This window comes from Halorubrum gandharaense (genome assembly GCF_054654575.1).
On the sequence record NZ_BAAIET010000002.1, the window covers coordinates 590,406 to 611,413 of the forward strand.

34 protein-coding genes are annotated in these 21,008 nt (G+C 60.9%); 28 read left to right on the forward strand and 6 right to left on the reverse strand.

What is annotated here, in order from left to right; translation table 11 throughout:
- From ACYQ07_RS11925 to ACYQ07_RS12050, 26 genes are all read left to right on the forward strand, one after another.
- Positions 1–1,017: a 50S ribosomal protein L3 gene (locus tag ACYQ07_RS11925; protein ID WP_459881887.1), complete on the forward strand. Its 1,017-nt coding sequence runs from the start codon at positions 1–3 to the stop codon at positions 1,015–1,017.
- Positions 1,018–1,020: 3 nt separating this feature from the next.
- A complete protein-coding gene (gene rpl4p, locus ACYQ07_RS11930; protein WP_459881889.1) occupies positions 1,021–1,767 on the forward strand; it encodes a 50S ribosomal protein L4 in 747 nt (248 codons plus the stop codon).
- Positions 1,764–2,018, forward strand: a complete 255-nt coding sequence (locus ACYQ07_RS11935) for a 50S ribosomal protein L23 (protein ID WP_459881891.1) — start codon at positions 1,764–1,766, stop codon at positions 2,016–2,018. The genes rpl4p and ACYQ07_RS11935 overlap by 4 nt, the downstream gene beginning before the upstream one ends.
- A 1-nt stretch (position 2,019) precedes the next feature.
- Complete coding sequence (locus ACYQ07_RS11940) at positions 2,020–2,742, forward strand: 50S ribosomal protein L2 (protein WP_459881893.1); 723 nt, start codon at positions 2,020–2,022, stop codon at positions 2,740–2,742.
- Positions 2,739–3,164: a 30S ribosomal protein S19 gene (locus tag ACYQ07_RS11945; protein WP_459881894.1), complete on the forward strand. Its 426-nt coding sequence runs from the start codon at positions 2,739–2,741 to the stop codon at positions 3,162–3,164. Before ACYQ07_RS11940 ends, ACYQ07_RS11945 begins: the two co-directional genes overlap by 4 nt.
- A 3-nt stretch (positions 3,165–3,167) precedes the next feature.
- On the forward strand, positions 3,168–3,632 hold the full coding sequence (locus tag ACYQ07_RS11950; protein WP_459881896.1) for a 50S ribosomal protein L22: 465 nt from the start codon (positions 3,168–3,170) through the stop codon (positions 3,630–3,632).
- On the forward strand, positions 3,632–4,567 hold the full coding sequence (locus tag ACYQ07_RS11955) for a 30S ribosomal protein S3 (protein WP_459881898.1): 936 nt from the start codon (positions 3,632–3,634) through the stop codon (positions 4,565–4,567). Before ACYQ07_RS11950 ends, ACYQ07_RS11955 begins: the two co-directional genes overlap by 1 nt.
- Before the next feature lie 3 nt (positions 4,568–4,570).
- Positions 4,571–4,783, forward strand: coding sequence for a 50S ribosomal protein L29 (gene rpmC / locus ACYQ07_RS11960; RefSeq protein WP_209483256.1), 213 nt, complete (start codon positions 4,571–4,573; stop codon positions 4,781–4,783).
- 8 nt (positions 4,784–4,791) lie between these two features.
- Positions 4,792–5,238 carry a ribonuclease P protein component 1 gene (locus tag ACYQ07_RS11965; RefSeq protein WP_459881899.1) on the forward strand — a complete coding sequence of 149 codons (447 nt, stop codon included), beginning with the start codon at positions 4,792–4,794 and terminating at the stop codon, positions 5,236–5,238.
- On the forward strand, positions 5,229–5,573 hold the full coding sequence (locus ACYQ07_RS11970; protein ID WP_459881901.1) for a 30S ribosomal protein S17: 345 nt from the start codon (positions 5,229–5,231) through the stop codon (positions 5,571–5,573). The genes ACYQ07_RS11965 and ACYQ07_RS11970 overlap by 10 nt, the downstream gene beginning before the upstream one ends.
- Positions 5,573–5,971: a 50S ribosomal protein L14 gene (locus ACYQ07_RS11975; RefSeq protein WP_459881902.1), complete on the forward strand. Its 399-nt coding sequence runs from the start codon at positions 5,573–5,575 to the stop codon at positions 5,969–5,971. Before ACYQ07_RS11970 ends, ACYQ07_RS11975 begins: the two co-directional genes overlap by 1 nt.
- A 2-nt stretch (positions 5,972–5,973) precedes the next feature.
- A complete protein-coding gene (gene rplX, locus ACYQ07_RS11980; protein WP_459881904.1) occupies positions 5,974–6,330 on the forward strand; it encodes a 50S ribosomal protein L24 in 357 nt (118 codons plus the stop codon).
- Positions 6,327–7,067: a 30S ribosomal protein S4e gene (locus ACYQ07_RS11985; RefSeq protein WP_459881906.1), complete on the forward strand. Its 741-nt coding sequence runs from the start codon at positions 6,327–6,329 to the stop codon at positions 7,065–7,067. The genes rplX and ACYQ07_RS11985 overlap by 4 nt, the downstream gene beginning before the upstream one ends.
- Positions 7,060–7,578, forward strand: a complete 519-nt coding sequence (locus ACYQ07_RS11990) for a 50S ribosomal protein L5 (protein ID WP_459883055.1) — start codon at positions 7,060–7,062, stop codon at positions 7,576–7,578. The genes ACYQ07_RS11985 and ACYQ07_RS11990 overlap by 8 nt, the downstream gene beginning before the upstream one ends.
- Positions 7,575–7,748 (forward strand): 30S ribosomal protein S14, encoded by a 174-nt coding sequence (locus ACYQ07_RS11995; RefSeq protein ID WP_159483412.1) that lies wholly within the window; start codon positions 7,575–7,577, stop codon positions 7,746–7,748. Before ACYQ07_RS11990 ends, ACYQ07_RS11995 begins: the two co-directional genes overlap by 4 nt.
- 2 nt (positions 7,749–7,750) lie before the next feature.
- The gene (locus ACYQ07_RS12000) at positions 7,751–8,143 is read left to right on the forward strand and encodes a 30S ribosomal protein S8 (protein ID WP_459881908.1); all 393 of its coding nucleotides are present in this window, start codon (positions 7,751–7,753) and stop codon (positions 8,141–8,143) included.
- A gap of 2 nt (positions 8,144–8,145) precedes the next feature.
- Entirely contained in the window at positions 8,146–8,679 is a 534-nt protein-coding gene (locus ACYQ07_RS12005; RefSeq protein ID WP_459881910.1) for a 50S ribosomal protein L6, read from the forward strand.
- Between the two features lie 3 nt (positions 8,680–8,682).
- A complete protein-coding gene (locus tag ACYQ07_RS12010) occupies positions 8,683–9,393 on the forward strand; it encodes a 50S ribosomal protein L32e (RefSeq protein WP_459881912.1) in 711 nt (236 codons plus the stop codon).
- Complete coding sequence (locus ACYQ07_RS12015) at positions 9,386–9,847, forward strand: 50S ribosomal protein L19e (protein ID WP_459881914.1); 462 nt, start codon at positions 9,386–9,388, stop codon at positions 9,845–9,847. Before ACYQ07_RS12010 ends, ACYQ07_RS12015 begins: the two co-directional genes overlap by 8 nt.
- On the forward strand, positions 9,847–10,404 hold the full coding sequence (locus ACYQ07_RS12020; protein ID WP_459881916.1) for a 50S ribosomal protein L18: 558 nt from the start codon (positions 9,847–9,849) through the stop codon (positions 10,402–10,404). Before ACYQ07_RS12015 ends, ACYQ07_RS12020 begins: the two co-directional genes overlap by 1 nt.
- Positions 10,397–11,047 (forward strand): 30S ribosomal protein S5, encoded by a 651-nt coding sequence (locus ACYQ07_RS12025; protein WP_459881918.1) that lies wholly within the window; start codon positions 10,397–10,399, stop codon positions 11,045–11,047. The genes ACYQ07_RS12020 and ACYQ07_RS12025 overlap by 8 nt, the downstream gene beginning before the upstream one ends.
- Positions 11,044–11,508: a 50S ribosomal protein L30 gene (locus ACYQ07_RS12030; protein WP_459881920.1), complete on the forward strand. Its 465-nt coding sequence runs from the start codon at positions 11,044–11,046 to the stop codon at positions 11,506–11,508. The genes ACYQ07_RS12025 and ACYQ07_RS12030 overlap by 4 nt, the downstream gene beginning before the upstream one ends.
- Positions 11,505–12,008 (forward strand): uL15m family ribosomal protein, encoded by a 504-nt coding sequence (locus ACYQ07_RS12035; protein ID WP_459881922.1) that lies wholly within the window; start codon positions 11,505–11,507, stop codon positions 12,006–12,008. The genes ACYQ07_RS12030 and ACYQ07_RS12035 overlap by 4 nt, the downstream gene beginning before the upstream one ends.
- 2 nt (positions 12,009–12,010) lie before the next feature.
- A complete protein-coding gene (gene secY / locus ACYQ07_RS12040) occupies positions 12,011–13,486 on the forward strand; it encodes a preprotein translocase subunit SecY (RefSeq protein WP_459881924.1) in 1,476 nt (491 codons plus the stop codon).
- A gap of 411 nt (positions 13,487–13,897) precedes the next feature.
- Positions 13,898–14,401 (forward strand): DUF8162 family protein, encoded by a 504-nt coding sequence (locus ACYQ07_RS12045; protein ID WP_459881926.1) that lies wholly within the window; start codon positions 13,898–13,900, stop codon positions 14,399–14,401.
- 231 nt (positions 14,402–14,632) lie between these two features.
- Positions 14,633–14,944, forward strand: coding sequence for a DUF8059 family membrane protein (locus ACYQ07_RS12050; protein WP_459881928.1), 312 nt, complete (start codon positions 14,633–14,635; stop codon positions 14,942–14,944).
- 18 nt (positions 14,945–14,962) lie between these two features.
- Here the strand turns inward: ACYQ07_RS12050 and ACYQ07_RS12055 are convergent, their stop codons facing one another.
- From ACYQ07_RS12055 to ACYQ07_RS12065, 3 genes are all read right to left on the reverse strand, one after another.
- On the reverse strand, positions 14,963–15,787 hold the full coding sequence (locus ACYQ07_RS12055) for an IS5 family transposase (RefSeq protein ID WP_459877682.1): 825 nt from the start codon (positions 15,785–15,787) through the stop codon (positions 14,963–14,965).
- A gap of 412 nt (positions 15,788–16,199) precedes the next feature.
- Entirely contained in the window at positions 16,200–16,649 is a 450-nt protein-coding gene (locus ACYQ07_RS12060) for a pyridoxamine 5'-phosphate oxidase family protein (protein ID WP_459881930.1), read from the reverse strand.
- Between the two features lie 226 nt (positions 16,650–16,875).
- Positions 16,876–17,193, reverse strand: coding sequence for a hypothetical protein (locus tag ACYQ07_RS12065; protein ID WP_459881932.1), 318 nt, complete (start codon positions 17,191–17,193; stop codon positions 16,876–16,878).
- Positions 17,194–17,513: 320 nt separating this feature from the next.
- On the opposite strand from ACYQ07_RS12065, the gene ACYQ07_RS12070 reads away from it, so the two are divergent.
- Positions 17,514–18,074: a PD-(D/E)XK family putative nuclease gene (locus ACYQ07_RS12070; RefSeq protein ID WP_459881934.1), complete on the forward strand. Its 561-nt coding sequence runs from the start codon at positions 17,514–17,516 to the stop codon at positions 18,072–18,074.
- Between the two features lie 153 nt (positions 18,075–18,227).
- Entirely contained in the window at positions 18,228–18,740 is a 513-nt protein-coding gene (locus ACYQ07_RS12075; protein WP_459881936.1) for a hypothetical protein, read from the forward strand.
- A 180-nt stretch (positions 18,741–18,920) separates the two neighbouring features.
- Here the strand turns inward: ACYQ07_RS12075 and ACYQ07_RS12080 are convergent, their stop codons facing one another.
- Genes ACYQ07_RS12080 through ACYQ07_RS12090 form a run of 3 tightly spaced genes read right to left on the reverse strand, consistent with a single transcriptional unit; the run spans position 18,921 to position 20,712 of the window.
- Positions 18,921–19,898, reverse strand: coding sequence for a tyrosine-type recombinase/integrase (locus tag ACYQ07_RS12080; protein ID WP_459881937.1), 978 nt, complete (start codon positions 19,896–19,898; stop codon positions 18,921–18,923).
- A gap of 1 nt (position 19,899) precedes the next feature.
- On the reverse strand, positions 19,900–20,508 hold the full coding sequence (locus ACYQ07_RS12085; RefSeq protein ID WP_459881939.1) for a hypothetical protein: 609 nt from the start codon (positions 20,506–20,508) through the stop codon (positions 19,900–19,902).
- 18 nt (positions 20,509–20,526) lie between these two features.
- Entirely contained in the window at positions 20,527–20,712 is a 186-nt protein-coding gene (locus tag ACYQ07_RS12090) for a hypothetical protein (protein ID WP_459881941.1), read from the reverse strand.
- Positions 20,713–21,008 lie beyond the last annotated feature (296 nt).

The window sequence follows — 21,008 nt, forward strand, 5'->3', positions numbered from 1 at the left end:
ATGCCACAACCAAGCCGACCACGAAAAGGCTCGCTGGGCTTCGGCCCGCGCACCCGCGCCGAGAGCGAGGTGCCGCGCATTCGGTCGTGGCCAGAAGACGAGGGTGCTCCTGCACTGCAGGGGTTCGCCGGCTACAAAGCCGGAATGACCCACGTCATGATGGTCAACGACGAGGCCAACTCGCCGCGTGAGGGGATGGAAGAGTCCGTCCCCGTCACGGTGGTGGAGACGCCGCCGATGTACGCGGTCGCTCTGCGTGCCTACGAAGAAACGCCGTACGGAAAGCAGCCGGTCGCCGAGGTCTGGGGGTCGGAGTTCCACGAGGAGCTCGACCGCACCCTCGACCTCCCGGCAGAGGACACCTTCGAGGAGGACGCCGAGGAGCTCTTTGAGCTTCTCGAGGAGGACGTCATCGACGACCTCCGTGTCATCACGCACACCGCTCCCTCGGAGCTGTCGACAGTGCCGAAAAAGAAGCCCGACGTCATGGAGACGCGCGTGGGCGGCGGCTCCCTCGAGGAGCGCGCCGACTTCGCGCTCGAACTGGTCGAGGAGGGCGGCGCCCACGAGTTCGGCGACGTCTTCCGCGCCGGCCAGTACACGGACGTCTCCGGCGTCACGAAGGGCAAAGGAACGCAGGGTCCCGTCAAGCGATGGGGCGTTCAAAAGCGGAAGGGCAAACACGCCCGTCAGGGTTGGCGGCGCCGTATCGGCAACCTTGGCCCGTGGAACCCCTCCCGCGTTCGTTCCACCGTCCCCCAGCAGGGGCAGACCGGCTACCACCAGCGCACCGAGCTCAACAAGCGCCTTATCGACTTCGGCGAGGGCGACGACGCCTCCGTCGACGGCGGCTTCGTCAACTACGGCGAGGTCGACGGTAACTACGCGCTCATCAAGGGCTCGCTGCCGGGGCCGAACAAGCGCCTGCTGCGCTTCCGACCGGCCATCCGACCGAACGACCAGCCGCGCCTCGACCCCGAGGTTCGGTACGTATCCACCGATTCCAACCAGGGATAACAGATGAAGGCAACAGTCTACGACCTGGACGGCGGGGACGCGGGCAGCGTCGAGCTGCCGGCCGTCTTCGACACCGCGTTCCGACCGGACCTCATCCGGCGCGCGGTCACCGCCGCACAGGCAAACCGGAAACAGGCTTACGGCGCTGACGAGTTCGCCGGGCTGCGCACGCCGGCCGAGTCACCGGGCTCGGGCCGCGGTATCGCGCACATCCCCCGGCAGGAGAACGTCGCACGCCGCGTCCCGAGCGCAGTGTCGGGCCGCCGCGCGCACCCGCCCAAAGCCGAGAAGGACCAGACCAAGAAACTGAACGACAAGGAGCGCCAGCACGCCATCCGGTCGGCCATCGCGGCCACCACGGACGCCGAAGTCGTCGCCGAGCGCGGTCACGCGTTCGACGACGACCTCGACCTGCCGCTCGTCGTCTCCGACGAGTTCGAGGACCTCAACAAGACGCAGGAGGCCCTCGCGTTCCTCGAGGCGGTCGGTGTCGACGGTGACATCACCCGCGCCGAGGAGGGTCGCTCCGTTCGTTCCGGTCAGGGGAAGGCCCGTGGCCGCAAGTACAGCCAGCCGAAGTCCGTGCTCGTCGTCACCAGCGAGGAGCCGTCCCGTGCCGCCCGCAACCTCGCGGGCGTCGACGTCGCGACCGCCGACGAGGTCAACGCGGAGGACCTCGCGCCGGGCGCGCACCCGGGCCGTCTCACGCTGTGGACCGAGAGCGCTATCGAGGAGGTGGCCGACCGATGAGCAGCCTCATCGAGCACCCGCTCGTCACCGAGCAGGCGATGAACGAGATGGACTTCAAGAACAAGCTGCTGTTCATCGTTCACATCGACGCGACGAAACCGGAGATCCGCGACGAGGTCGAAGACCGGTACGACGTCGATGTCACCAGCGTGAACACGCAGGTCACTTCCAAAGGGAAGAAGAAGGCGACCGTCACCCTCTCCGAGGACGACGACGCCACCGAGATCGCTTCCCGCATCGGGGTGTTCTAAGATGGGACGACGAATTCAAGGACAGCGGCGAGGACGCGGCGGCCCCACGTTCCGGGCCCCCTCCCACCGCTACAAGGCGGAACTGTCGCACAGAACGCTGGAAGACAACGACACGATCACCGGCGAGATCGTCGGGATCGAGCACGACCCAGCCCGCTCGGCGCCGCTCGCGGACGTCGAGTTCGAGGACGGCGACCGCCGTCTCGTCCTCGCGCCTGAGGGCGTGAGCGTCGGCGAGACCATTCAGGTCGGTGTCTCCGCGGAGATCAAGCCCGGAAACACGCTCCCGCTGGCGGAGATCCCCGAGGGAGTGCCGGTGTGTAACGTCGAGAGCAACCGCGGCGACGGCGGCAAGTTCGCCCGCGCCTCGGGCGTCTCGGCGACCCTACTCACCCACGACCGCGACGTCGCGGTCGTACAGCTTCCCAGCGGGGAAGTGAAGCGGCTTGACCCGCAGTGCCGCGCCACGATCGGCGTGGTCGCCGGCGGGGGACGGACGGAGAAGCCGTTCGTCAAGGCCGGCAAGAAGCACCACAAGATGAAGGCGCGCGGGACGAAGTACCCGCGCGTTCGCGGCGTCGCGATGAACGCCGTCGACCACCCCTTCGGTGGCGGTGGTCGCCAACACCCCGGTCAGCCGAAGTCCGTCTCGCGGGACGCCCCGCCGGGACGGAAGGTCGGTGACATCGCATCCAAGCGCACCGGACGAGGTGGCAACAAATGAGTTCCGAATACCGCATCGGCCGCGAGGGCGAGGAGTTCGCCTACCGCGGTCACTCGCTCGACGAGCTGCAGGAGATGGACGTTGAGGAAGTCGCGGAACTGCTCCCCGCACGCCAGCGGCGAACCATCAAGCGCGGCCTGGGCACCGAACAGCGGAAGCTGCTCGAGACGGCCCGGAGCCGAGACAAGGAGACGACCGCCGACGACCCGATCCGGACGCATCTGCGCGACATGCCGATCCTTCCGGAGTTCGTCGGCACCACGTTCTCCGTGTACAACGGTCACAGCTTCGAGCGCGTGCAGGTCGAACCCGAGATGATCGGTCACTATCTCGGCGAGTTCCACCTGACTCGAAGCACCGTTTCACACGGTCAGGCCGGCATCGGCGCGACCCGGTCCTCGAAGTTCGTGCCCCTCAAGTAATCCATGGGAATCAACTACAGCGTCGAGGCCGACCCGGAGACCACCGCCAAGGGGATGCTCCGCGAGCGGCCCATCAGCGTGAAGGACAGCAAGGAGATCTCCCGGGAGATCAAAGGCGAAACCGTCGCCGACGCCGAGGAGTTCCTCCAGGCCGTCATCGACGAGGAGACCTCGGTGCCGATGCGCCAGCACAACGCCGGCGCCGGCCACCGCTCGGACATCGACGGCTGGGACGCCGGCCGCTACCCCGAGAAGGCCTCGAAGGACTTCCTCAAGCTCCTGGAGAACGTCAAGAACAACGCGACCGAGCAGGGGTTCGACGGTGATGAGATGGTCATCAAACACGTCGCTCCCCACAAGGTCGGCGAGCGACCCGGTCGGAACCCGCGCGCTGCGGGTGCGACCCAGTGGAACACCACGCTCACCGACATCGAGCTCATCATCGAGGACCCGGAGGCTGACGAATAATGGCTGACGAACACCAATTCATCGAGGACGGCCTGCGCCGTTCACAGATCAACGAGTTCTTCGCGGACGAGCTCGGCCGAGCCGGCTACGGCGGCATGGACGTCGCCAAGACGCCGATGGGCACGCAGATCGTCCTGAAGGCAGAAAAGCCCGGCATGGTGATCGGCAAGGGTGGGAAGAACATCCGCAAGATCACCACCGAACTGGAGGAGCGCTTCGACATGGACGACCCGCAGATCGACGTTCAGGAGGTCGACGAGCCCGACCTGAACGCCCAGATCGTTGCGGACCGTCTCGCGAACGCCCTCGAACGCGGCTGGTACTTCCGCAAGGCGGGCCACACCACGATCGACCGGATCATGGAGTCCGGCGCCCTCGGCGCCGAGATCGTCCTCTCCGGGAAGGTCACGGGTGCCCGCTCGCGCGTGGAGAAGTTCAACCGCGGCTACATCAAGCATAACGGCGAGCCGGCCCAGGAGGTCGTCGACCACGGTCAGGGCGTCGCCGTCATGAAGCTCGGCACCATCGGCGTGAACGTGAAGATCATTCCGCCGGGAGCCAAGCTGCCGGACGACTTCGACATCAACGAGGATGCCGAGGTTCCGGAGGTCGAACAGACCGTCGAGGAGGAGGGCGTCGAGTCCCTGCTCGAGGAGGAGCCCGAGGAGGTTCCCGAGGTCGGCGGCGACGAGGACGTCGAGGTTCCCGAGGAGGACCCGACCGACGTCATCGACGAGGAGATCGTCGAGGAAGTCGTCGAGGAGACCCAGGAGACCGCCACGGAGGCGACCGACACGGCTCCCGAAGAGCCCGTCGACACCGCCACGCCCGCGGAGGGCGAGGAGGAGATCGACGAGCTCGACGAGGAGATCGAATCGGAGGCCGCCGACCTCGTGGCCGAGATGGAAGAGAGCGAGGAGGAGACGGAGGAATAACACATGGCAATCCTCTACACCGAAGAGATTCGTGACATGACGGCCGCCGAGCGCGAGGTCGAGCTCGAAGAGCTCGAGACCGAGCTGCTCAACACGAAGGCTCAGCAGGCCGCCGGCGGCATGCCCGAGAGCCCCGGCCGCATGAACGAACTCAAGAAGACGATCGCCCGGATCAAGACGATCCAGGCGGAAGAAGGCGACTTCGACGACGAATAACGACAACGATGATCACCCCCGAAACGCTCGTACGACACGAACTCGTCGGCCTCCCGGTGCGGGTGGCCGACGCCGACAACGATGCCCATATAGGCATCGAGGGTCGCGTGTTATACGAGACGTTCCACACCCTCGTGGTCCGCACGGGGTCGGGGGACAAGCGCGTGCCCAAAGCGGGCACGACGTTCGAGTTCGCGGTCGTCGAGACCGCAACCGCACGCACAGATGAAGCCGCCGACGACGGCCAGTCGTCGGGGTCCACGTCCCAACTCGGGTCGGATACTGCAGGGGTCCGCCCCTGTCAGTCTGGCCCGTCCGGTGCCGCCGACGACGGCGGGCGACCGGCGAGCCAGCAGGGCGAGTGCAAAGACGTGGTCTCCGTAACGGTGGATGGCATGCGGTTGCGGCATCGACCCGCCGAACGCACCGAACAAGGTGTTACACAATGGCGATAGGAATCGACGTACCCACGCCTCCGGAGCCAGACAGCCCGGAGGATTACGACTACGAGAAGTGTCCGTTTTACGGGCAGCTTCCCGTCCGCGGCCAGGTCCGAGAGGGCACGGTCGTGTCGACGGATATGGAAAAGACCGTCATCGTCGAGCGGGAATACGACGTGTTCGTACCGAAATACGACCGGTACATGAAGCGTCGGTCGCGCATCCCGGCACACGTGCCGGGCGTGCTCGACACGCTCGAAGAAGGTGACGAAGTAAAGATCGCGGAAACGCGTCCGCTCTCGAAGACGAAATCACACGTCGTCGTCGAGAACGTCTCGGGTGATCTGTGATGGAGGCGCTCAAAGCCGACGTCACGCAGGGGCTCTCGAAGGGCTCGCTGATCACGTGTGCCGACAACACCGGCGCCCGTGAGCTCAAGGTGATCTCCGTGGCCGGCTACTCCGGCACGAAGAATCGCCACCCGAAGGCCGGTATCGGCGACAAGGTGACCGTCTCGGTCACCAAGGGGACGCCGGAGATGCGGCGGCAGGTGCTGGAGGCGGTCGTCGTCCGCCAGCGCAAGCCGATCCGCCGTCCCGACGGCACGCGTGTCCGCTTCGAGGACAACGCCGCCGTCATCATCGACGACCTTGACGAGCCGCGAGGGACCGAGATCAAGGGTCCGATCGCGCGTGAGGTCGCCGAACGATACGGGAGCATCGCGTCCACCGCGACGATGATCGTCTAATCATGACGAAACAGCCACGCAAACAACGAAATCAGTCGGAGTCCGCGTCGCTACACCAGCGACAGAACCAGGTCCGCGCCACCTTCACGGAGGAGCTCCGTGAGGAGTACGGCCAGCGGAACGTCCGCGTTAACGCGGGCGACACCGTTGAGGTCCTCCGCGGCGACCACGTCGGAACGACCGGCGAGGTCGTCGCCGTCGACCTCTCCGCCGAGCGCATCACGGTCGAGGACGTTACCGTCGAGAAGTCGGACGGGGAGGAGGTTCCCCGTCCCATCCCGGCGAGCAACGTCCGCGTGACCGAGCTCGACCTGGAAGACGAGCGCCGGGAGGCGCGGCTCCAGGAGGATAACGAATGACGCGACATCAGAAGCGACTGGCAGTACCGAACTCCTGGCCGGTCGAGCGGAAGACCGCCACGTTCACCGTCAAGGCCGGCGCCGGCCCGCACGGTGAGGCCGGCGTACCGCTCGTCGTCCTGCTGCGGGACGTGCTCGGCTACGTCAACTCGACGAAGGAGGCGCGCTACGCGCTGAACCACGACTCGATCCTCGTGAACGGCGACGCCGTCTCGGACGAGCAGCGTCCGATCGGGATGTTCGACATCCTGGCGTTCCCCGAGCGGGAGGAGTCCTTCCGGATCTTCCCCGACGAGGGCGGTCGGCTCGCGCTGACCGAGATCGACGCCGACGCCGCGGGGAGTCGTCTCGGCAAGATCGCGAACAAGACGGTCGTTCCCGGCGGCGAAATGCAGCTGACGCTGCACGACGGGACGAACGTCCGCGTCGCGGACGACGCCGGCTACGACACGAAGGACTCGATCGTCGTCGACAACGAGTCGAAGGAGATCGTCGCCCACTTCGAGTACGAGGAGGGCGCACTCGTCACCGCCGTCGCCGGCCAGCACGCCGGCCGCATCGGCGAGATAGAGGAGATCGACGTGACGCTCGGCTCCGGTTCGAACACGGTCGAGGTCACGACCGACGACGACGCCTTCGAGACGGTCGAGGAGTACGTCGTCGTCATCGACGAGAACTTCACCGGCTCGGACGAGACGGACGCAGACGCCGTCGAGGCGGGTGATGACGATGAGTGAGGCCGCGACCCACGAGATGCGCCGGGCGCAACTCGAGAAGGTCGTCGTCCACATGGGCGTCGGGGAGGGCGGTGAGCCGCTCGCCGACGCCGAGGAGATCATCGAGGAGATCACGGAACAGCAGTCGGTCCGTACGACCGCGAAAAACACCATCGCCGAGTTCGGCATCCGCAAGGGTGACCCGATCGGGACGAAGGTGACGCTTCGCGGCGAGGACGCACACGAGTTCCTCGAGACCGCGCTGGATCTCGTCGAGATCTCGGAATCGCAGTTCGACGATACGGGTAATCTGAGCTTCGGCGTCGACGACCACACCGACTTCCCGAGCCAGGAGTACGACCCGAACATCGGCATCTACGGGCTGGACGTGACGACGACGATCGTCCGCCCCGGTTACCGTGTCTCCAAGCGGGACAAGGTGAACCGGTCGATCCCGTCGAACCACCGGATGACCGCCGAGGACGCACTCGCGTTCCTCGAAGCGAACTTCGACGTTGAGGTAACGGAATGAGCGAAGCAAACGAAGAGACGGGCGAGCACGCCGCGAAGCGCACCGGCCAGCAGAACGAGTGCCGGCGCTGTGAGCGCAAGCAGGGGCTTGTCGGAAAGTACGACATCAACCTCTGTCGCCAGTGCTTCCGCGAGGTTGCCCGAGATATGGGATTCGAAAAGTACAGCTAATCATGGCAGGAAACGACCCCTTCGCCAACGCACTCGCCGGCATGGACAATGCCGAGGGCGTTGGCCACCTGTCGTTCACGGTAGAGCCCGCCTCTAACATCATCGGCTCCGTCCTCGAGGTCTTCTATGACCGCGGGTACGTCGACGGCTTCGAGTACGTCGACGACGGGAAAGCCGGGAAGTTCGAGGTTGAACTGAAAGGCGCGATCAACGAATGTGGCGCCGTCAAGCCCCGCTACTCCGCGGGCGCCGATGAGTTCGAGAAGTGGGAGAAGCGGTTCCTCCCCGCCCGTGACTACGGGACGCTCATCGTCACGACCAGCCACGGCGTCATGAGCCACTACGAGGCCCGCGAACAGGGCATCGGTGGCCAGGTGATCGCATACGTCTACTAACAATGAACAGAGTCGAAATCGACATTCCGGACGACGTCTCCGCAACGATCGACCACCTCGACCTCACCGTCGAGGGTCCCAACGGGAGCGTCACGCGACGCCTCTGGTACCCCGACATCGACGTGTCCGTCGAGGACGACGCGGTCGTCATCGCCTCCGAGGAATCGGACGCGAAGACGAACGCGACGGTCGGTACCTTCGAGAGCCACGTCGCCAACATGATCCACGGCGTCACCGAGGGCTGGGAGTACACGATGGAAATCTACTACGCCCACTTCCCGATGCAGGTGACCGTGGAGGGCGACGAGGTCGTCATCGAGAACTTCATCGGGGAGAAGGCACCGCGCCGCACCCCGATCCGCGGAGACACTGACGTACAGGTTGACGGCGAGACGGTTACGCTGACGGGCTCCGACAAGGAGGCCGTCGGCCAGACCGCCGCCGACATCGAACAGCTGACGAAGGTGACCGACAAGGACACGCGCGTCTTCCAGGACGGCGTGTACATCGTCGAGAAGCCTACCGGAGGTGCCTAACACATGGCAGAAGAACTCGAGGACATCAGCGGCGTCGGCCCGTCGAAGGCGGACGCCCTTCGTGCGGCCGGCTACGAGACGGTCGAGGACGTGAAGGCGGCCTCCCAGTCCGAGCTCTCGGAGACTGAGGGCATCGGCAACGCGCTCGCCGCGCGTATCAAGGCCGACGTCGGTGGCCTGGAAGTTGCGGAGGAGGCCGAGGCGGAGATCGAAGAGGAGACCGAACCCGAGGAGGAGGCCGAGGCGGCCGAGACCGAGGAGGACGTCGAGACGGAGCTTCGACCCCGCGGTCACGCAGACAAGACGCCGGCACTGGACGACGACACCGCTCGCGCGCTCGCACAGAAGCACCGCGAGGGGAAACCCCAGTTTAACCGGCAGGACTACCACAAGAAGAAGCGAGTCCCCACCTCGTGGCGCAAGCCGCGCGGCGGGCTCTCCAAGCAGCGCCGGCACATGAAGGGCAAAGGCGACATGGTCGAGGCGGGCTTCCGCTCGCCGACCGCCGCCCGAGACCTTCACCCGAGCGGCTTCGAGGAGGTCCGTGTGTTCAACACGGACGACCTCGAGGGCGTCGACGGCGACACGGAGGCCGTCCGCATCGCCGGCTCGGTCGGCGCGCGCAAGCGCGAGCTGATCGAGGACGAGGCGGAGGAGCGCGAGATCCGCGTGCTGAACCCCACCTACATCGAAGTGGAGGTCGACAATGAGTGAGCTGAGCGCCCAGAAGCGGCTGGCCGCGGACGAGCTCGACGTGGGCGAGAACCGCGTCTGGCTCGACCCCGAGGCGGCCGACGAGATCGCGGACGCGATCACCCGAGAGGACATCCGCGAGCTCATCGAGCAGGGTACGATCGAGGCGAAGGACGCAAAGACGAACTCCCGTGGCCGTGCCCGCGAGCGCGCCGAGAAGCGCTCGTACGGCCACCGGAGCGGTGCCGGGACCCGGAAGGGGAGCTCCGGCGCGCGACAGAACACCAAAGACGACTGGAAGGCGCGGATCCGCGCACAGCGCGCCCGCCTGAAGGAACTGCGTGACGACGAGGACGTTCTCGACGCCACGGAGTACCGCGAACTCTACAACAAAGCCAGCGGTGGCGAGTTCGAGGACGTCGCGCGTCTGGAAGCGTTCATCCGGACGCAGTACGGCTATGAGGTGACCGAATAATGGCAACAGGACCACGATACAAGGTGCCGATGCGGCGCCGCCGCGAGGTCCGGACGGACTACCACCAGAGGTTGCGCCTGCTGAAATCGGGCAAGCCTCGCCTGGTCGCCCGGGTGAGCAATGCTCACGTCAGGGCGCAGCTGGTCACTCCCGGACCCGACGGCGACGAGACCCACGCGGCCGCCTCCAGCGAGGAGCTCGGCGAGTACGGCTGGGATGCCCCGACGGGCAACCTTCCCAGCGCGTACCTCACGGGCTATCTCGCGGGCGCTCGCGCAGTCGACGCCGGCCTCGACGAGGCCGTCCTCGACATTGGGCTCAACACGGCGACGCCCGGCAACAAGACGTTTGCAGTACAGGAAGGAGCGATCGACGCGGGACTCGAAATCCCCCACAGCGACAGCGTGTTAGCGGACTGGTCGCGTACCCGAGGCGAGCACATCGCCGAGTACGCCGAGCAGCTCGACGAGCCGCTGTACTCCGGGGAGTTCGACGCCGCGGACCTACCCGAGCACTTCGACGACGTGCTCGCATCCATCCAGGAGGACCATGAGTAGACATAACGACGGCTGGGAGCCACGTACGCGACTCGGCCGCAAGGTACAGGACGGAGAGATCTCGTCGATGGAACAGGCGCTCGACTCCGGGCTCCCGCTGAAGGAGGCCGAGATCGTCGACCAGCTCCTTCCGGGGCTCGAAGACGAGGTGCTGGACATCAACATGGTCCAGCGCATGACCGACTCCGGCCGGCGTGTGAAGTTCCGGTGTGTCGTGGCGGTGGGGAACCGCGACGGCTACCTCGGCTACGCGCAGGCCCGGGACGACCAGGTGGGCGGCGCCATTCAGAAGGCGATCGACGTGGCGAAGCTCAACATCATCCGCGTCGACCGTGGCTCGGGCTCGTGGGAGGACCAGCCCGGCGGCACCAACTCGCTGACGCGGAAGGCGACCGGCAAGGCCGGCTCCGTCACCGTCGAGGTCAAGCCGGCCCCGCAGGGGCTGGGTCTCGCGGCCGCGGAGACGGTTCGCCACATTCTGGAGCTCGCCGGCGTCGAGGACGCCTGGACGAACTCCGACGGCAACACGCGGACGACCGTCAACCTCGCGAAGGCGACGTTCAACGCGCTGGAGAACGCGGCACAGTCGCGGACGCCGGCGCACGCCCGTGAGGTCCACTACGACGAGGGTGGTCGCCAATGAAGGCGATCGTCCAGATCCGCGGTGACGTCAACATGAACACCGGCGTCGTCGACACGCTCGACATGCTGAACGTTGGGCGTGTCAACCACGTTACGTTCGTCCCCGAGACGGAATCGTACCGCGGCATGATCACGAAGGTCAACGACTACGTCGCGTTCGGCGAGCCGAGCGTCGACGTGGTCGCGGCGACCATCGCTCGCCGCGGCGATCCCCTCGAGGGCAGCGCCGACATCGACGACGAGTGGATCGACGACAACACCGACTACGCCGACCTCGAGGCGCTTGCCGAGGCGCTCGTCGACGAGGAGACGACGCTGCGCGAGCAGGGTCTCTCGCCGACGCTGCGACTCCACGCACCCCGTGGCGGTCACGACGGTGTCAAGCACCCGGTCGTCGAGGGTGGCCAGCTCGGCCGCCACACGACCGAGGAGATCGACGCACTGCTGGAGGCAATGCGATGAGCAAGAAACGACGACAGCGCGGCTCCCGTACGCACGGCGGCGGCACCCACAAGAACCGGCGCGGCGCCGGTCACCGTGGTGGTCGCGGCGCTGCGGGCCGCTCGAAACACGAGTTCCACAACTACGGACCGCTCGGCAAACACGGCTTCAAGCGACCCGCGGACGCCCAGACGAACGTCCTCGAGGTCACAGTCCAGAAGCTCGACGAGGACGCGGCGCTGTACGCCGCGGAGGACCTCGCCGAGGAGGACGGCGACGCGTACGTCTTCGACGCGCGCGACGTCGTCGAGGACGGCTGGGAAGCCGACGTCGTGAAGGTGCTCGGCAGCGGGCAGGTTCGCGGCGAGCTCCGCGTCACGGCTGACGCGTTCACGGCCGGCGCCGTCGAGCTCATCGAGGAGGCGGGCGGCGAGGCCGTCCTCTCCGAGCGCGCCGAGGAAGCCGAGGAAGCCGAGTCCGAATCAGAAGACACTTCCCACGACGAGGACGACGAGGCGTAATCATGAGCTGGAAGGACGCCGCCGAACCGGTGCTCACGCGGATGCCCGTCGTGGAGCGACCGGCGGGACACGTTCCGTTCAAACGGAAGCTCGCGTGGACGGCCGGAATCTTGGTCGTCTACTTCTTCCTCACTAACATCAACCCCTTCGGGTTGGCCGCCGGTGGGGGGTCGGACTTCTTCGGGCAGTTCCGCTCGGTGCTCGCCGGCGAGCACGGGTCGCTGCTGCAGGTCGGTATCGGTCCGATCGTCACGGCGTCCATCGTGCTCCAGCTGCTCGGCGGGGCGAACCTGCTCGGTCTCGACACGAACGACCCGCGTGACCAGATCCTCTATCAGGGGCTCCAGAAGCTGCTGGTCATCATCGTCACCGCGCTGACGGCGGCGCCGATGGTGTTTACCGGCGAGTTCCTGCCGGCGGATCCGGCCGTGGGTCAGGCGCTCGGCATCGGCACGTTCGGCGTCGAGCTGCTGATCTTCACGCAGGTGTTCATCGGCGGCGTGCTCATCCTGTTCATGGACGAGATCGTGAGCAAGTGGGGCGTCGGCTCCGGCGTGGGGCTGTTCATCATCGCGGCGGTGAGCCAGCAGATCGTCGGTGGCTTCTTCAGCTTCTCGCTGCTGGGCGAGACCGGCTTCTTCGCGAGCTGGTTCGGCATCATCATGGGCGACGTGCCCCTGGAGTCGCCGCTGACGCCCGCCGGGCTCGAACAGCTGCTGTTCGCGCCAGGGCAGATACTTGCGCTGTTCACGACGATCTTCATCTTCGGGATCGTCGTGTACGCGGAGTCCGTCCGCGTCGAGATCCCGCTGTCACACGCCCGCGTGAAGGGCGCCCGCGGGCGCTTCCCGGTGAAGCTCATCTACGCGTCCGTCCTCCCGATGATCCTCGTTCGCGCACTGCAGGCGAACATCCAGTTCTTCGGGCAGATCCTCTCCTCGCAGTGGGCGGGGATGCCGTCGTGGCTGGGCGTGTACAGCGAGCAGGGCGACCCGATCGGCGGGTTTTTCTACTTCATGAACCCCATCCACCACCCGACCGAGTGGATGTGGTTCCTCGGAGAGATCCCCGCCGGCGTCGAACCCTGGATGATCGCGATCCGCATCGCCGTCGACCTAACGTTCATGGTCGTCGGCGGCGCCATCTTCGCGATCTTCTGGGTCGAGACTACCGGCATGGGCCCCGAGGCGACGGCAAAGCAGATCCAGAACTCCGGGATGCAGATTCCCGGCTTCCGCCGGAACCCGCAGGTCGTCGAGAAGGTTATGGAGCGGTACATCCCGCAGGTGACCGTCATCGGCGGCGCGCTCGTCGGGCTCCTCGCCGTCATGGCGAACATGCTCGGCACCATCGGTGACGTCACCGGAACCGGGCTGCTGCTGGCAGTCTCCATCACGTACAAGCTGTACGAGGAGATCGCCGAAGAGCAGCTCATGGAGATGCACCCGATGATGCGCCAGATGTTTGGCAACGAGTAGCACTATCGTCATGACACCGCGATCTACATCGCGGTAACTTCATGACGGCCTCATTACGGCCGCTACTCCCGCCGAACGCCTTTTATTAGGGGACTTCACCGACTAGTCGTGCGGTTGAGAGGTTTGAACCCCGACCGTACCCAGCCGACTTCGGATGCTTCTTTCTCGGTTCGACCCGATCTCTGTGTTCACTCCGACCGGGAACGTTCGTTGCTAGCTCGTTGTTCGTCAGCTCTGATCCGCTACGAGATCGGTTGGCTGGAAGTTTTTGGCATCAGCCGAATCAAACGAAGCTCCCAAAAATGTGTCTCGTTAGACGAGACGTGTATCGTTTGACGAGGATTCAAACGAAATGACGGTGGGATTTTGAGTAACCGTCACATTATAGTTCTTATTGGAGGATGGTACGGCATGGAACAGATCACGAACTGGTTGAGTGCCATTTTTCTCGCTCTTTTCCCCGGGGTTGTAGCTGTAGTATTGTGGAGTCCGATCTTGATTTCGCACCGGCTTCGAGAACTCTTTCGACGTCTTCCTCCGACCGGCTCTGCTGTTGTAGGTTATGTCATCGTGGCTATTGGCCTTTCACTCCCGTTTATCATCGGCGTCGGGATTGGAGTTGCTGGCTCGACTCAGAGTGTAGATACTGCCAACACACTGCTTAATGTGGCCTTTGGACTGGCAATACTGTATTTGATTGGACTCCCAGTCGGTGCTGTCGTTGGACTTCCGCGAGTCGGAATCGACTGGGATCAGACAGGATATGGACTTAGTACGTGGTTAGTTGTTGTCATGGCGACTCTCTGGTACGTCGCTGTGTTTCTTCTCCCGATTGTCTTCTTTGGATTTTTGTTAGCGCTTCCCACTGGATCGAATCAGTCCACTGCTATTACTGGAACTTTCTGGGGTATCTAAGGCACGCTCAATCTCAGCTTCTGTGCTGCATACGCGCCCTGCATTTTGCAGCGACTCAACGAACTCCCGAGCGGTTGTTAGAAGACCACTGCAAGATACAGAATATTCATCTACCGAAAATTACTCTCAATTCGACTGTAATATCGCCCAGCACTTTCGATCTTCGGTCTTGAGATGATTATCAAGTACGTGATGGCAAAATATATGTATTATAATCTAAACAACGAGAATATGGTACGTCCAGCAGCTATACTGAAGTTGTCCGGGTTACTGGGTATCTTGGCTGGTATGGTAATCGGATTGTATCAAGTATTACTTCGGGATCCAATGATTTTTGGAGAAGCCATGGCTGCACCTCCGTGGATGATAGCAGCCCACGTTCACTTCTTTGGGCTGAGCCTTATCATTCTGTTTTACGCACTTCTCATCGACGATATCTTCGAAGGATATCAGTGGGTAACCACAGCGCTCGCAATAATCGGTCAGTGGGGCTTGCCACTTGTATTGGTACTCGCCCATGGCCTCAATATTATGCTGTGTTGAATAGATGCTGATTCATTGTTACAGCGGTTCACACAGCGGTTCTATGTTAATGATGGCGAACATCAGGACGATCTCACGGAACTGCCGATACCAGCCAAGCGCTCGCACGGCATCGCCGAGCGAGCGCTTCGTTGTCGAGTAGGACGTTTCGGCCATCCATCGCTGAGAGTAGCCGTTTGCTCGGTTGAGCGCGTTGTTCGCGGCTGCTTTCGCTGATGAGCCGCGATAGTGAACAAGGTACTCAACGTCATGTGCGGCGATTTCGTACTCGGTATGCCAGTCTTGGAAGCCGTTGTCGGCGGCGACGGACTGCAGGTCGTCCGCGTTTCGGCGGACGACCTGCGGTCCAGTCTTCGTATCGTGCTTCCACCGCGCTGTGATGTGAACGTCAAGAACCGCAAGCGATTCCACATCAGTCAATGTCGTCACTTTCAGCGTCTGTATCGTTCGTCCTGCCCGCTGGCGGAAGTACGAGGACGCACGGCGGCGGTCGAAGAACGTGCTGTCGAGAGCGGCGTGTCCAGACTGCGGGTGCTGCTGCGCGGAAACGCGCAGCAGCGCCCGCCACACCCACATTTTCAGCCGATCAAACGACTTGTAGATCGTTGTGTGATCGGGGAGATCGTCCCGATCTAAGCCGAGAGCGTCACGGACTTCGTCCATGTACTTCAGCCGATTCGGCGTTTCACGGTAGCTGTGGGCCTCTTCGACCCGAAAACAGTGAAGAACAACGTGGATCCAGCGGGCGAACCCGCCGCTGGCGGGCTCGCCCGCGTGCTTCCCTAACGCTTGTTTAGCTAGGTCACGACACTGCTCAATGAAGTCGAGGATATCGATCTCCATGCCAGGTTCGATTTCCTTGGCTTCACCCTTCTAAACTGGTGATATCGGTAGATAAGATCGCTATTCAACACAGCACAATATTATGCCACTCAACGCGCTGCAACTCCCGCTCGCCGTGATTAATATCGCGGTGATTTTGGCATTTATCATCAACTTCGGACGCCGAGAACTCTAAATTACACTTGTCAGACAGACTGGTGGAAATTTTTCAAAAGGCCGTCTCAAAGCGGTCATTACGACAGGGCAATTGGTGAGTACGGCTGCAAGATACACGCCCTGTATCTTGCACTGCTCGCTCAATCTATCCTGCAACTGGCAGAAAGCATGTGAAAGATATAGAGGATCAATGCAGCACAGTGAGCGCGTTCGTTTTGCACTCGATTTACTGAATTAGCTGTGCTACTCGGGCTGCTTATTGGTCAGCTGAAGAGGGAGCGTACGCTTGAAACTCACGGCCAGTTATGTTGTCCGGAAGTAGCCGATAGTACGCCATTGTGATCTCGTCCGGGTCTGCTCCCGGATAGACATTGAGTGTTGGAATTGAGGCGTTTTCTGCGATAGCAGTCGTAGCACGGGGCTGTTCATTCTCAGTTATCGGTTCGACTGTGCCGCTGACAAGGACACTTCGTGCCGGGTTTTCCGAATACACTGTGAATGTGGCTGTTTCCGTCGTTTCCAAAAACGCCATTTTCTTGCTATCTGAGGTGTACACAAATTGGAAGTACAACCGCTCATTCTCACTATCATAGCCGAACGATTCTGGAATCGAATAGGCCTCTTTCCCATCAGTAAAAGCTAAGACACCAACACCTTCCTCACAGAGTAAAGCATCAATTTCTGCATCCGTTAGCTTGGAGCTCATAGCTAGTAGTTGAACAGAGTTCGGGAATGTGGGAATATATTTCGGACTAGATACTTGCTCTAACACTCCCCAACATGATGAGAGTAGACGTATATAGATCGATACAAACAGTCGATCTTCTTTGAACCCTCTGTGCAAGATACGCACGTTGCATAGACTGCTGCCGAGTTGGCATGTGTCCCTGATGAGTTTCAACAAAGTCTATTCAGCATATTCGCTGAATCTGTCATCCGATGGTGGTTTCAATGAACACGTTCGTTCCACTTTCACCTCGGTTGACATCCCTTATGGGGATGCCGACGGTCGTTTCGAATCGCATGACGACGCGTATCCTCCACGTCAGCGACACCCATCTCGGAAATTGACAGTATGGGAGTGACACGCGTCGGGATGATTTCGCGGACGCGTTCAAATAGGCGATCCAGTACGCTATCGACGAGGGCCCGTCTTTTAGAATATAGTCCTCGTACGATCCATCCCGAGGCACGATACCAAACCAGCTGTTCCCGGCCCAATCTACGCCGGCGACCGTGTATTCGCTCATACTCACTTATCGTAATGAAGGACGAAGTAGCTGATGTTAGTGTAGATTTGGCGAATTTTATCCACTCTAATACGATCACTCGGTTGAGAGGAACTGGAATCTCGCCAGTACAACAGCTGACTCCGCTCTGATATCGCGACTCAGAAATAACATTTAATAGCTGAGGGAAGACGCTCGAGTTCAACGCCCGTCTGTGGGCGTTGAGAGGAGTGTATTGCCAATGATCGATTTCCCGCGGTCAGCATTACAGGCATGACTATCACCGTAGCGACGATTCGGAAGCACAGATCAACGAAATGCTGCTGCCAGCGGAATCGCAGATGATCTGGATGCTCGATTCTCTCTATAGCGGAGAGGAGATACAGTTGGACGATATCAATCCACGTGGCATCTGGATGAAGGCGGAGCAACGATTGTGTGACGCTTTCGACCTTGAGTTGGAGCGGACGACGTGGTGGGATGCACGTCGGAGCGACGGTCATCCCGTGCAGCTGAAATCCTGTGCAACCCACTACTCGAACGGGGAGATTGGCCGGTTCCAGATTTGGGAACGGCAAATCTCTATGCTCCGGCATGGAGGATTCTTCGCATTCTTGGTCTACTTCCCCGAGCACCGGCAGTACATCGTTGCGATGCACATGATCCCAACACTCGATATCCCCGAGTCTCGTGATCGATGGTTGCTACATCATGAGACGATGGGGACACAGTGGTGCAGTTTCATCGAGTGGCCGGACATCATTCCCCTTGAGGCAATACCCTTCGGCTGTCGTCAGAAGTTCACCGAGTACTACTCGGAAGAAGAGGTCGAGGAGACGCTCCATCTGCAACCGTCGATGGACATGGAGTCGTCCGAGGAGATGGATAACACCGAACCGTAACCGATCTCGGTGGCAGCCGGCAACAATCTCTTCTACTGATTTATCAGAGTCGCTAGGCAGCCTTTATGAGGATACCGTAGATCTACGGGCCCTGACTATGTCCAGACCGACACTCGAGACAGCATCCGTGCGTGGTCAGCAATGGTGTGTAGCATGATCGGAAACAACGAAATGTACCACGCACCGGACGAGTCCATCGAATCGTGGTGCTTCCTCCGTTTGGAGACCACCGAAAAGGAGACGGAGCAGTCAATAGAGGGGTGGGAAGTCGGATTCGGAAACAGTGCCCAACTCATTCGCACGGAATCGAGTACGATCTCGCCCGTTCGGAGTGAGGCGGCACTTTTGAAAGAGCTAACAGACGACGTATTGGGTGAACACCGACACGCGGAACACGACCTACATCTCATCACACCTTCCTCGTCAACGATTTCTCTTCTACGCACTCGGTTGTTGAAGAACGAGATCGATGCAACCCTTCGAGGCGCATACCACATCTCGATCGAGGAGATTCTGGATGAGTTTTTTGAGACCGATTCGGCTGGCGGGTGTTCACTCCATCGTGGTGTCGATTCCGGTGAACACTCCGTAGAAGATCTCTGGAATCTCCTGAATCAACTTGCACCGCTCGTTCCCCGACACACTCTCGTTGGCGAACGGCTCTAATCCCGCTACATTTTTGCTCATTACGGCGCGGCTCTGGTGTGTGTTGTGCGGTGTGCGAGTACACACAAAGTACGCACCAATCAGTCTCTAAAAGTATATAGAATGTTCTGAGTGAATACTTTGTGTGTATCTTATTTATATCGGAGACACAAGGATGAAAAGTAGTTCGCAGATATGGAGTTAGAAGCCAGTGAACTGGTTCGAGTACGACTGGATCGCCTGCTCCATGTCGTTCGTGTGAATGTAGGTATCGACGGTGTCGATGTTCTTGTGTCCGAGGAAGTGTGCGAGTTCCTCACGTGTCATTCCGTCGTCGAAGGCATGCGTAGAGACCGAATGGCGGAGCACGTGTGGTTTGACGCGATAGATGTCGTTCTCGTGGGCAGTTTCACCTATAATCCGCTGAATCCCCGCTTTCTCGGCGGCTTGATGAACGGTTTCCCAGACTTCCTGATACCGTACCTGCTTCGATTCCTTCCCGACCATCACATGGTCGCTGGCTGGTGCTTTAGGATACTGTGGCCGCTCCTCATCGAGCCAGATCTTCAACGTGAACTCGATGTCCTCGTGGATCGGGAGAGTACGGTCGTTGTCACCTTTGAGTGTGTTGACCCAGATGCGTCCTTCGTTAAGGTCAACGTGGTTGAGACGCAGGTTGACCAACTCCTTCGCCCGAAGTCCGAGGTAGTACAGGAGACCGATGATGATAGCCTTGCGGAGACCCTCTGCAGCGTCGATCATCTGTTTGATCTCCTCCCTGTCGATACTCGTTCGATCCTCTCCGGAGTCGAGGTCGCTGTAGAGGGCCGGAATATGGCTAACATCCGGTAGGTTGGAATTATAATTGTAGTTGAGGTGCTGATGAAGTGAGTTAATGGTGCTCAGGTACACCTCCATCGTCGACTTGGCACATCCCTTTTCAGCCAGATGATCAGCGAAATCGAGAACGTCCTGATGTTCCGCCTCATCTACCGATTTTTCATCGAGGTGAGGGAGGTATTGTCTGAAAACTGTTTTGTCGTTCTCGACGGAACTTTGCCCTTTCCGGATCGAACGATGGTGAAGGAAATTACGAGCTAACGGATCATCGAATTCCTCGAAGTCATCCGTTTTGAGGATGTCATCTTCGTCATCCGATGGTGGAGAACTATTACTCATGCTAGCGCACCTCCCATTTGAGTAGCTGCTGATCCTCGGCACCTTCGTGCTCGGTGATGGTGTGGCTGTTCCGAAGCTGATCGATCCCGAGTTGTACTTCGTGGCGGGTGAAATCCGTTTCTTCGATTAGTTCAGGGATCGACATCGGCCCACGCTCCCTCAGAAGCTTGTGCAACTTCTGAGCGATCCGTTTTTGCTCCGATGGCGACAGCCCTGATGATTCCCCGTTTTCAACTGTTTCGATCAGCTTGTCGACCGACTCACGAACCTCGTCGAAACGTGTTTTCACCGCCTCAATCTCTTCCTTGTTGTCTTTGATGTGTTGAAGGAGCGGTTGCATCTCCCGGCTAACTCCCTCGTTCTGATCGCGCTGAGAGAGTAGCCTGACGCTTTGACGGATCAAGGCACTTACGGTCGTTCCGCGATCTTCCGCAAGTTCCTCCATCTCGCTGTGCTGTTTGGGATGAACGGTGAAGTTCACCCGCTTCATTCCGTCGGAAGAATTACCATTTTGCTCCGTCTGGCCTTCGCATTCACTTTCGTCGCTCCGTTCTTCCTCGGATGTTCCTGCCGTTGAGTTGGTGTTCGATGTTTTCGATAGTTGTTTCATCTGCTGGCTGACAGGCTGCTACTCGATCGTTTGAAACGACACTCCCACGTCGATGACTCTGTCTTCGCCTTCTCGATCCGCACACAACGCCGGCCCTCTGTCATCGGTATCCCTTGAATTTCTCCTCATAAGCGACGCTAGTGGTTCATTCTCCTCGTCTTTCCCATTGCTCCCCGCCTTTCCGTTAGCCTCCGAACTACTCACGCTAGCGACTCCGTGAGCCATTTGCCGGGGGTGAGTGGGGAGTCCGTTCGTCATCGACAATATGCTGTGGGGGTCGTTAGCACTTAATTTGGGCGAAAGGATTATATTCCATACAGTTTAAGAACGTTTGCGGATCCGAGTTCTGGGGCCTCAATACAATCTATGCGTAAGTATTAGTATAGTGGGTTGGTCAGAGAACTCAGATATATTATGGTTATTGGCTGAGTGGATTCCGGTGATCCGTGGCTACGTCGGTTAATTGGCAAAGACGAGTCCACCAACAGAGAACAGCCGCG

Coding starts and splice junctions, on each gene's coding strand:
- ACYQ07_RS11925 (WP_459881887.1), top strand. CDS start 1: ATGCCACAACCAAGCCGACCACGAAAAGGCTCGCTGGGCTTCGGCCCG.
- rpl4p (WP_459881889.1), top strand. CDS start 1,021: ATGAAGGCAACAGTCTACGACCTGGACGGCGGGGACGCGGGCAGCGTC.
- ACYQ07_RS11935 (WP_459881891.1), top strand. CDS start 1,764: ATGAGCAGCCTCATCGAGCACCCGCTCGTCACCGAGCAGGCGATGAAC.
- ACYQ07_RS11940 (WP_459881893.1), top strand. CDS start 2,020: ATGGGACGACGAATTCAAGGACAGCGGCGAGGACGCGGCGGCCCCACG.
- ACYQ07_RS11945 (WP_459881894.1), top strand. CDS start 2,739: ATGAGTTCCGAATACCGCATCGGCCGCGAGGGCGAGGAGTTCGCCTAC.
- ACYQ07_RS11950 (WP_459881896.1), top strand. CDS start 3,168: ATGGGAATCAACTACAGCGTCGAGGCCGACCCGGAGACCACCGCCAAG.
- ACYQ07_RS11955 (WP_459881898.1), top strand. CDS start 3,632: ATGGCTGACGAACACCAATTCATCGAGGACGGCCTGCGCCGTTCACAG.
- rpmC (WP_209483256.1), top strand. CDS start 4,571: ATGGCAATCCTCTACACCGAAGAGATTCGTGACATGACGGCCGCCGAG.
- ACYQ07_RS11965 (WP_459881899.1), top strand. CDS start 4,792: ATGATCACCCCCGAAACGCTCGTACGACACGAACTCGTCGGCCTCCCG.
- ACYQ07_RS11970 (WP_459881901.1), top strand. CDS start 5,229: ATGGCGATAGGAATCGACGTACCCACGCCTCCGGAGCCAGACAGCCCG.
- ACYQ07_RS11975 (WP_459881902.1), top strand. CDS start 5,573: ATGGAGGCGCTCAAAGCCGACGTCACGCAGGGGCTCTCGAAGGGCTCG.
- rplX (WP_459881904.1), top strand. CDS start 5,974: ATGACGAAACAGCCACGCAAACAACGAAATCAGTCGGAGTCCGCGTCG.
- ACYQ07_RS11985 (WP_459881906.1), top strand. CDS start 6,327: ATGACGCGACATCAGAAGCGACTGGCAGTACCGAACTCCTGGCCGGTC.
- ACYQ07_RS11990 (WP_459883055.1), top strand. CDS start 7,060: ATGAGTGAGGCCGCGACCCACGAGATGCGCCGGGCGCAACTCGAGAAG.
- ACYQ07_RS11995 (WP_159483412.1), top strand. CDS start 7,575: ATGAGCGAAGCAAACGAAGAGACGGGCGAGCACGCCGCGAAGCGCACC.
- ACYQ07_RS12000 (WP_459881908.1), top strand. CDS start 7,751: ATGGCAGGAAACGACCCCTTCGCCAACGCACTCGCCGGCATGGACAAT.
- ACYQ07_RS12005 (WP_459881910.1), top strand. CDS start 8,146: ATGAACAGAGTCGAAATCGACATTCCGGACGACGTCTCCGCAACGATC.
- ACYQ07_RS12010 (WP_459881912.1), top strand. CDS start 8,683: ATGGCAGAAGAACTCGAGGACATCAGCGGCGTCGGCCCGTCGAAGGCG.
- ACYQ07_RS12015 (WP_459881914.1), top strand. CDS start 9,386: ATGAGTGAGCTGAGCGCCCAGAAGCGGCTGGCCGCGGACGAGCTCGAC.
- ACYQ07_RS12020 (WP_459881916.1), top strand. CDS start 9,847: ATGGCAACAGGACCACGATACAAGGTGCCGATGCGGCGCCGCCGCGAG.
- ACYQ07_RS12025 (WP_459881918.1), top strand. CDS start 10,397: ATGAGTAGACATAACGACGGCTGGGAGCCACGTACGCGACTCGGCCGC.
- ACYQ07_RS12030 (WP_459881920.1), top strand. CDS start 11,044: ATGAAGGCGATCGTCCAGATCCGCGGTGACGTCAACATGAACACCGGC.
- ACYQ07_RS12035 (WP_459881922.1), top strand. CDS start 11,505: ATGAGCAAGAAACGACGACAGCGCGGCTCCCGTACGCACGGCGGCGGC.
- secY (WP_459881924.1), top strand. CDS start 12,011: ATGAGCTGGAAGGACGCCGCCGAACCGGTGCTCACGCGGATGCCCGTC.
- ACYQ07_RS12045 (WP_459881926.1), top strand. CDS start 13,898: ATGGAACAGATCACGAACTGGTTGAGTGCCATTTTTCTCGCTCTTTTC.
- ACYQ07_RS12050 (WP_459881928.1), top strand. CDS start 14,633: ATGGTACGTCCAGCAGCTATACTGAAGTTGTCCGGGTTACTGGGTATC.
- ACYQ07_RS12055 (WP_459877682.1), bottom strand. CDS start 15,787: ATGGAGATCGATATCCTCGACTTCATTGAGCAGTGTCGTGACCTAGCT.
- ACYQ07_RS12060 (WP_459881930.1), bottom strand. CDS start 16,649: ATGAGCTCCAAGCTAACGGATGCAGAAATTGATGCTTTACTCTGTGAG.
- ACYQ07_RS12065 (WP_459881932.1), bottom strand. CDS start 17,193: ATGAGCGAATACACGGTCGCCGGCGTAGATTGGGCCGGGAACAGCTGG.
- ACYQ07_RS12070 (WP_459881934.1), top strand. CDS start 17,514: ATGATCTGGATGCTCGATTCTCTCTATAGCGGAGAGGAGATACAGTTG.
- ACYQ07_RS12075 (WP_459881936.1), top strand. CDS start 18,228: ATGATCGGAAACAACGAAATGTACCACGCACCGGACGAGTCCATCGAA.
- ACYQ07_RS12080 (WP_459881937.1), bottom strand. CDS start 19,898: ATGAGTAATAGTTCTCCACCATCGGATGACGAAGATGACATCCTCAAA.
- ACYQ07_RS12085 (WP_459881939.1), bottom strand. CDS start 20,508: ATGAAACAACTATCGAAAACATCGAACACCAACTCAACGGCAGGAACA.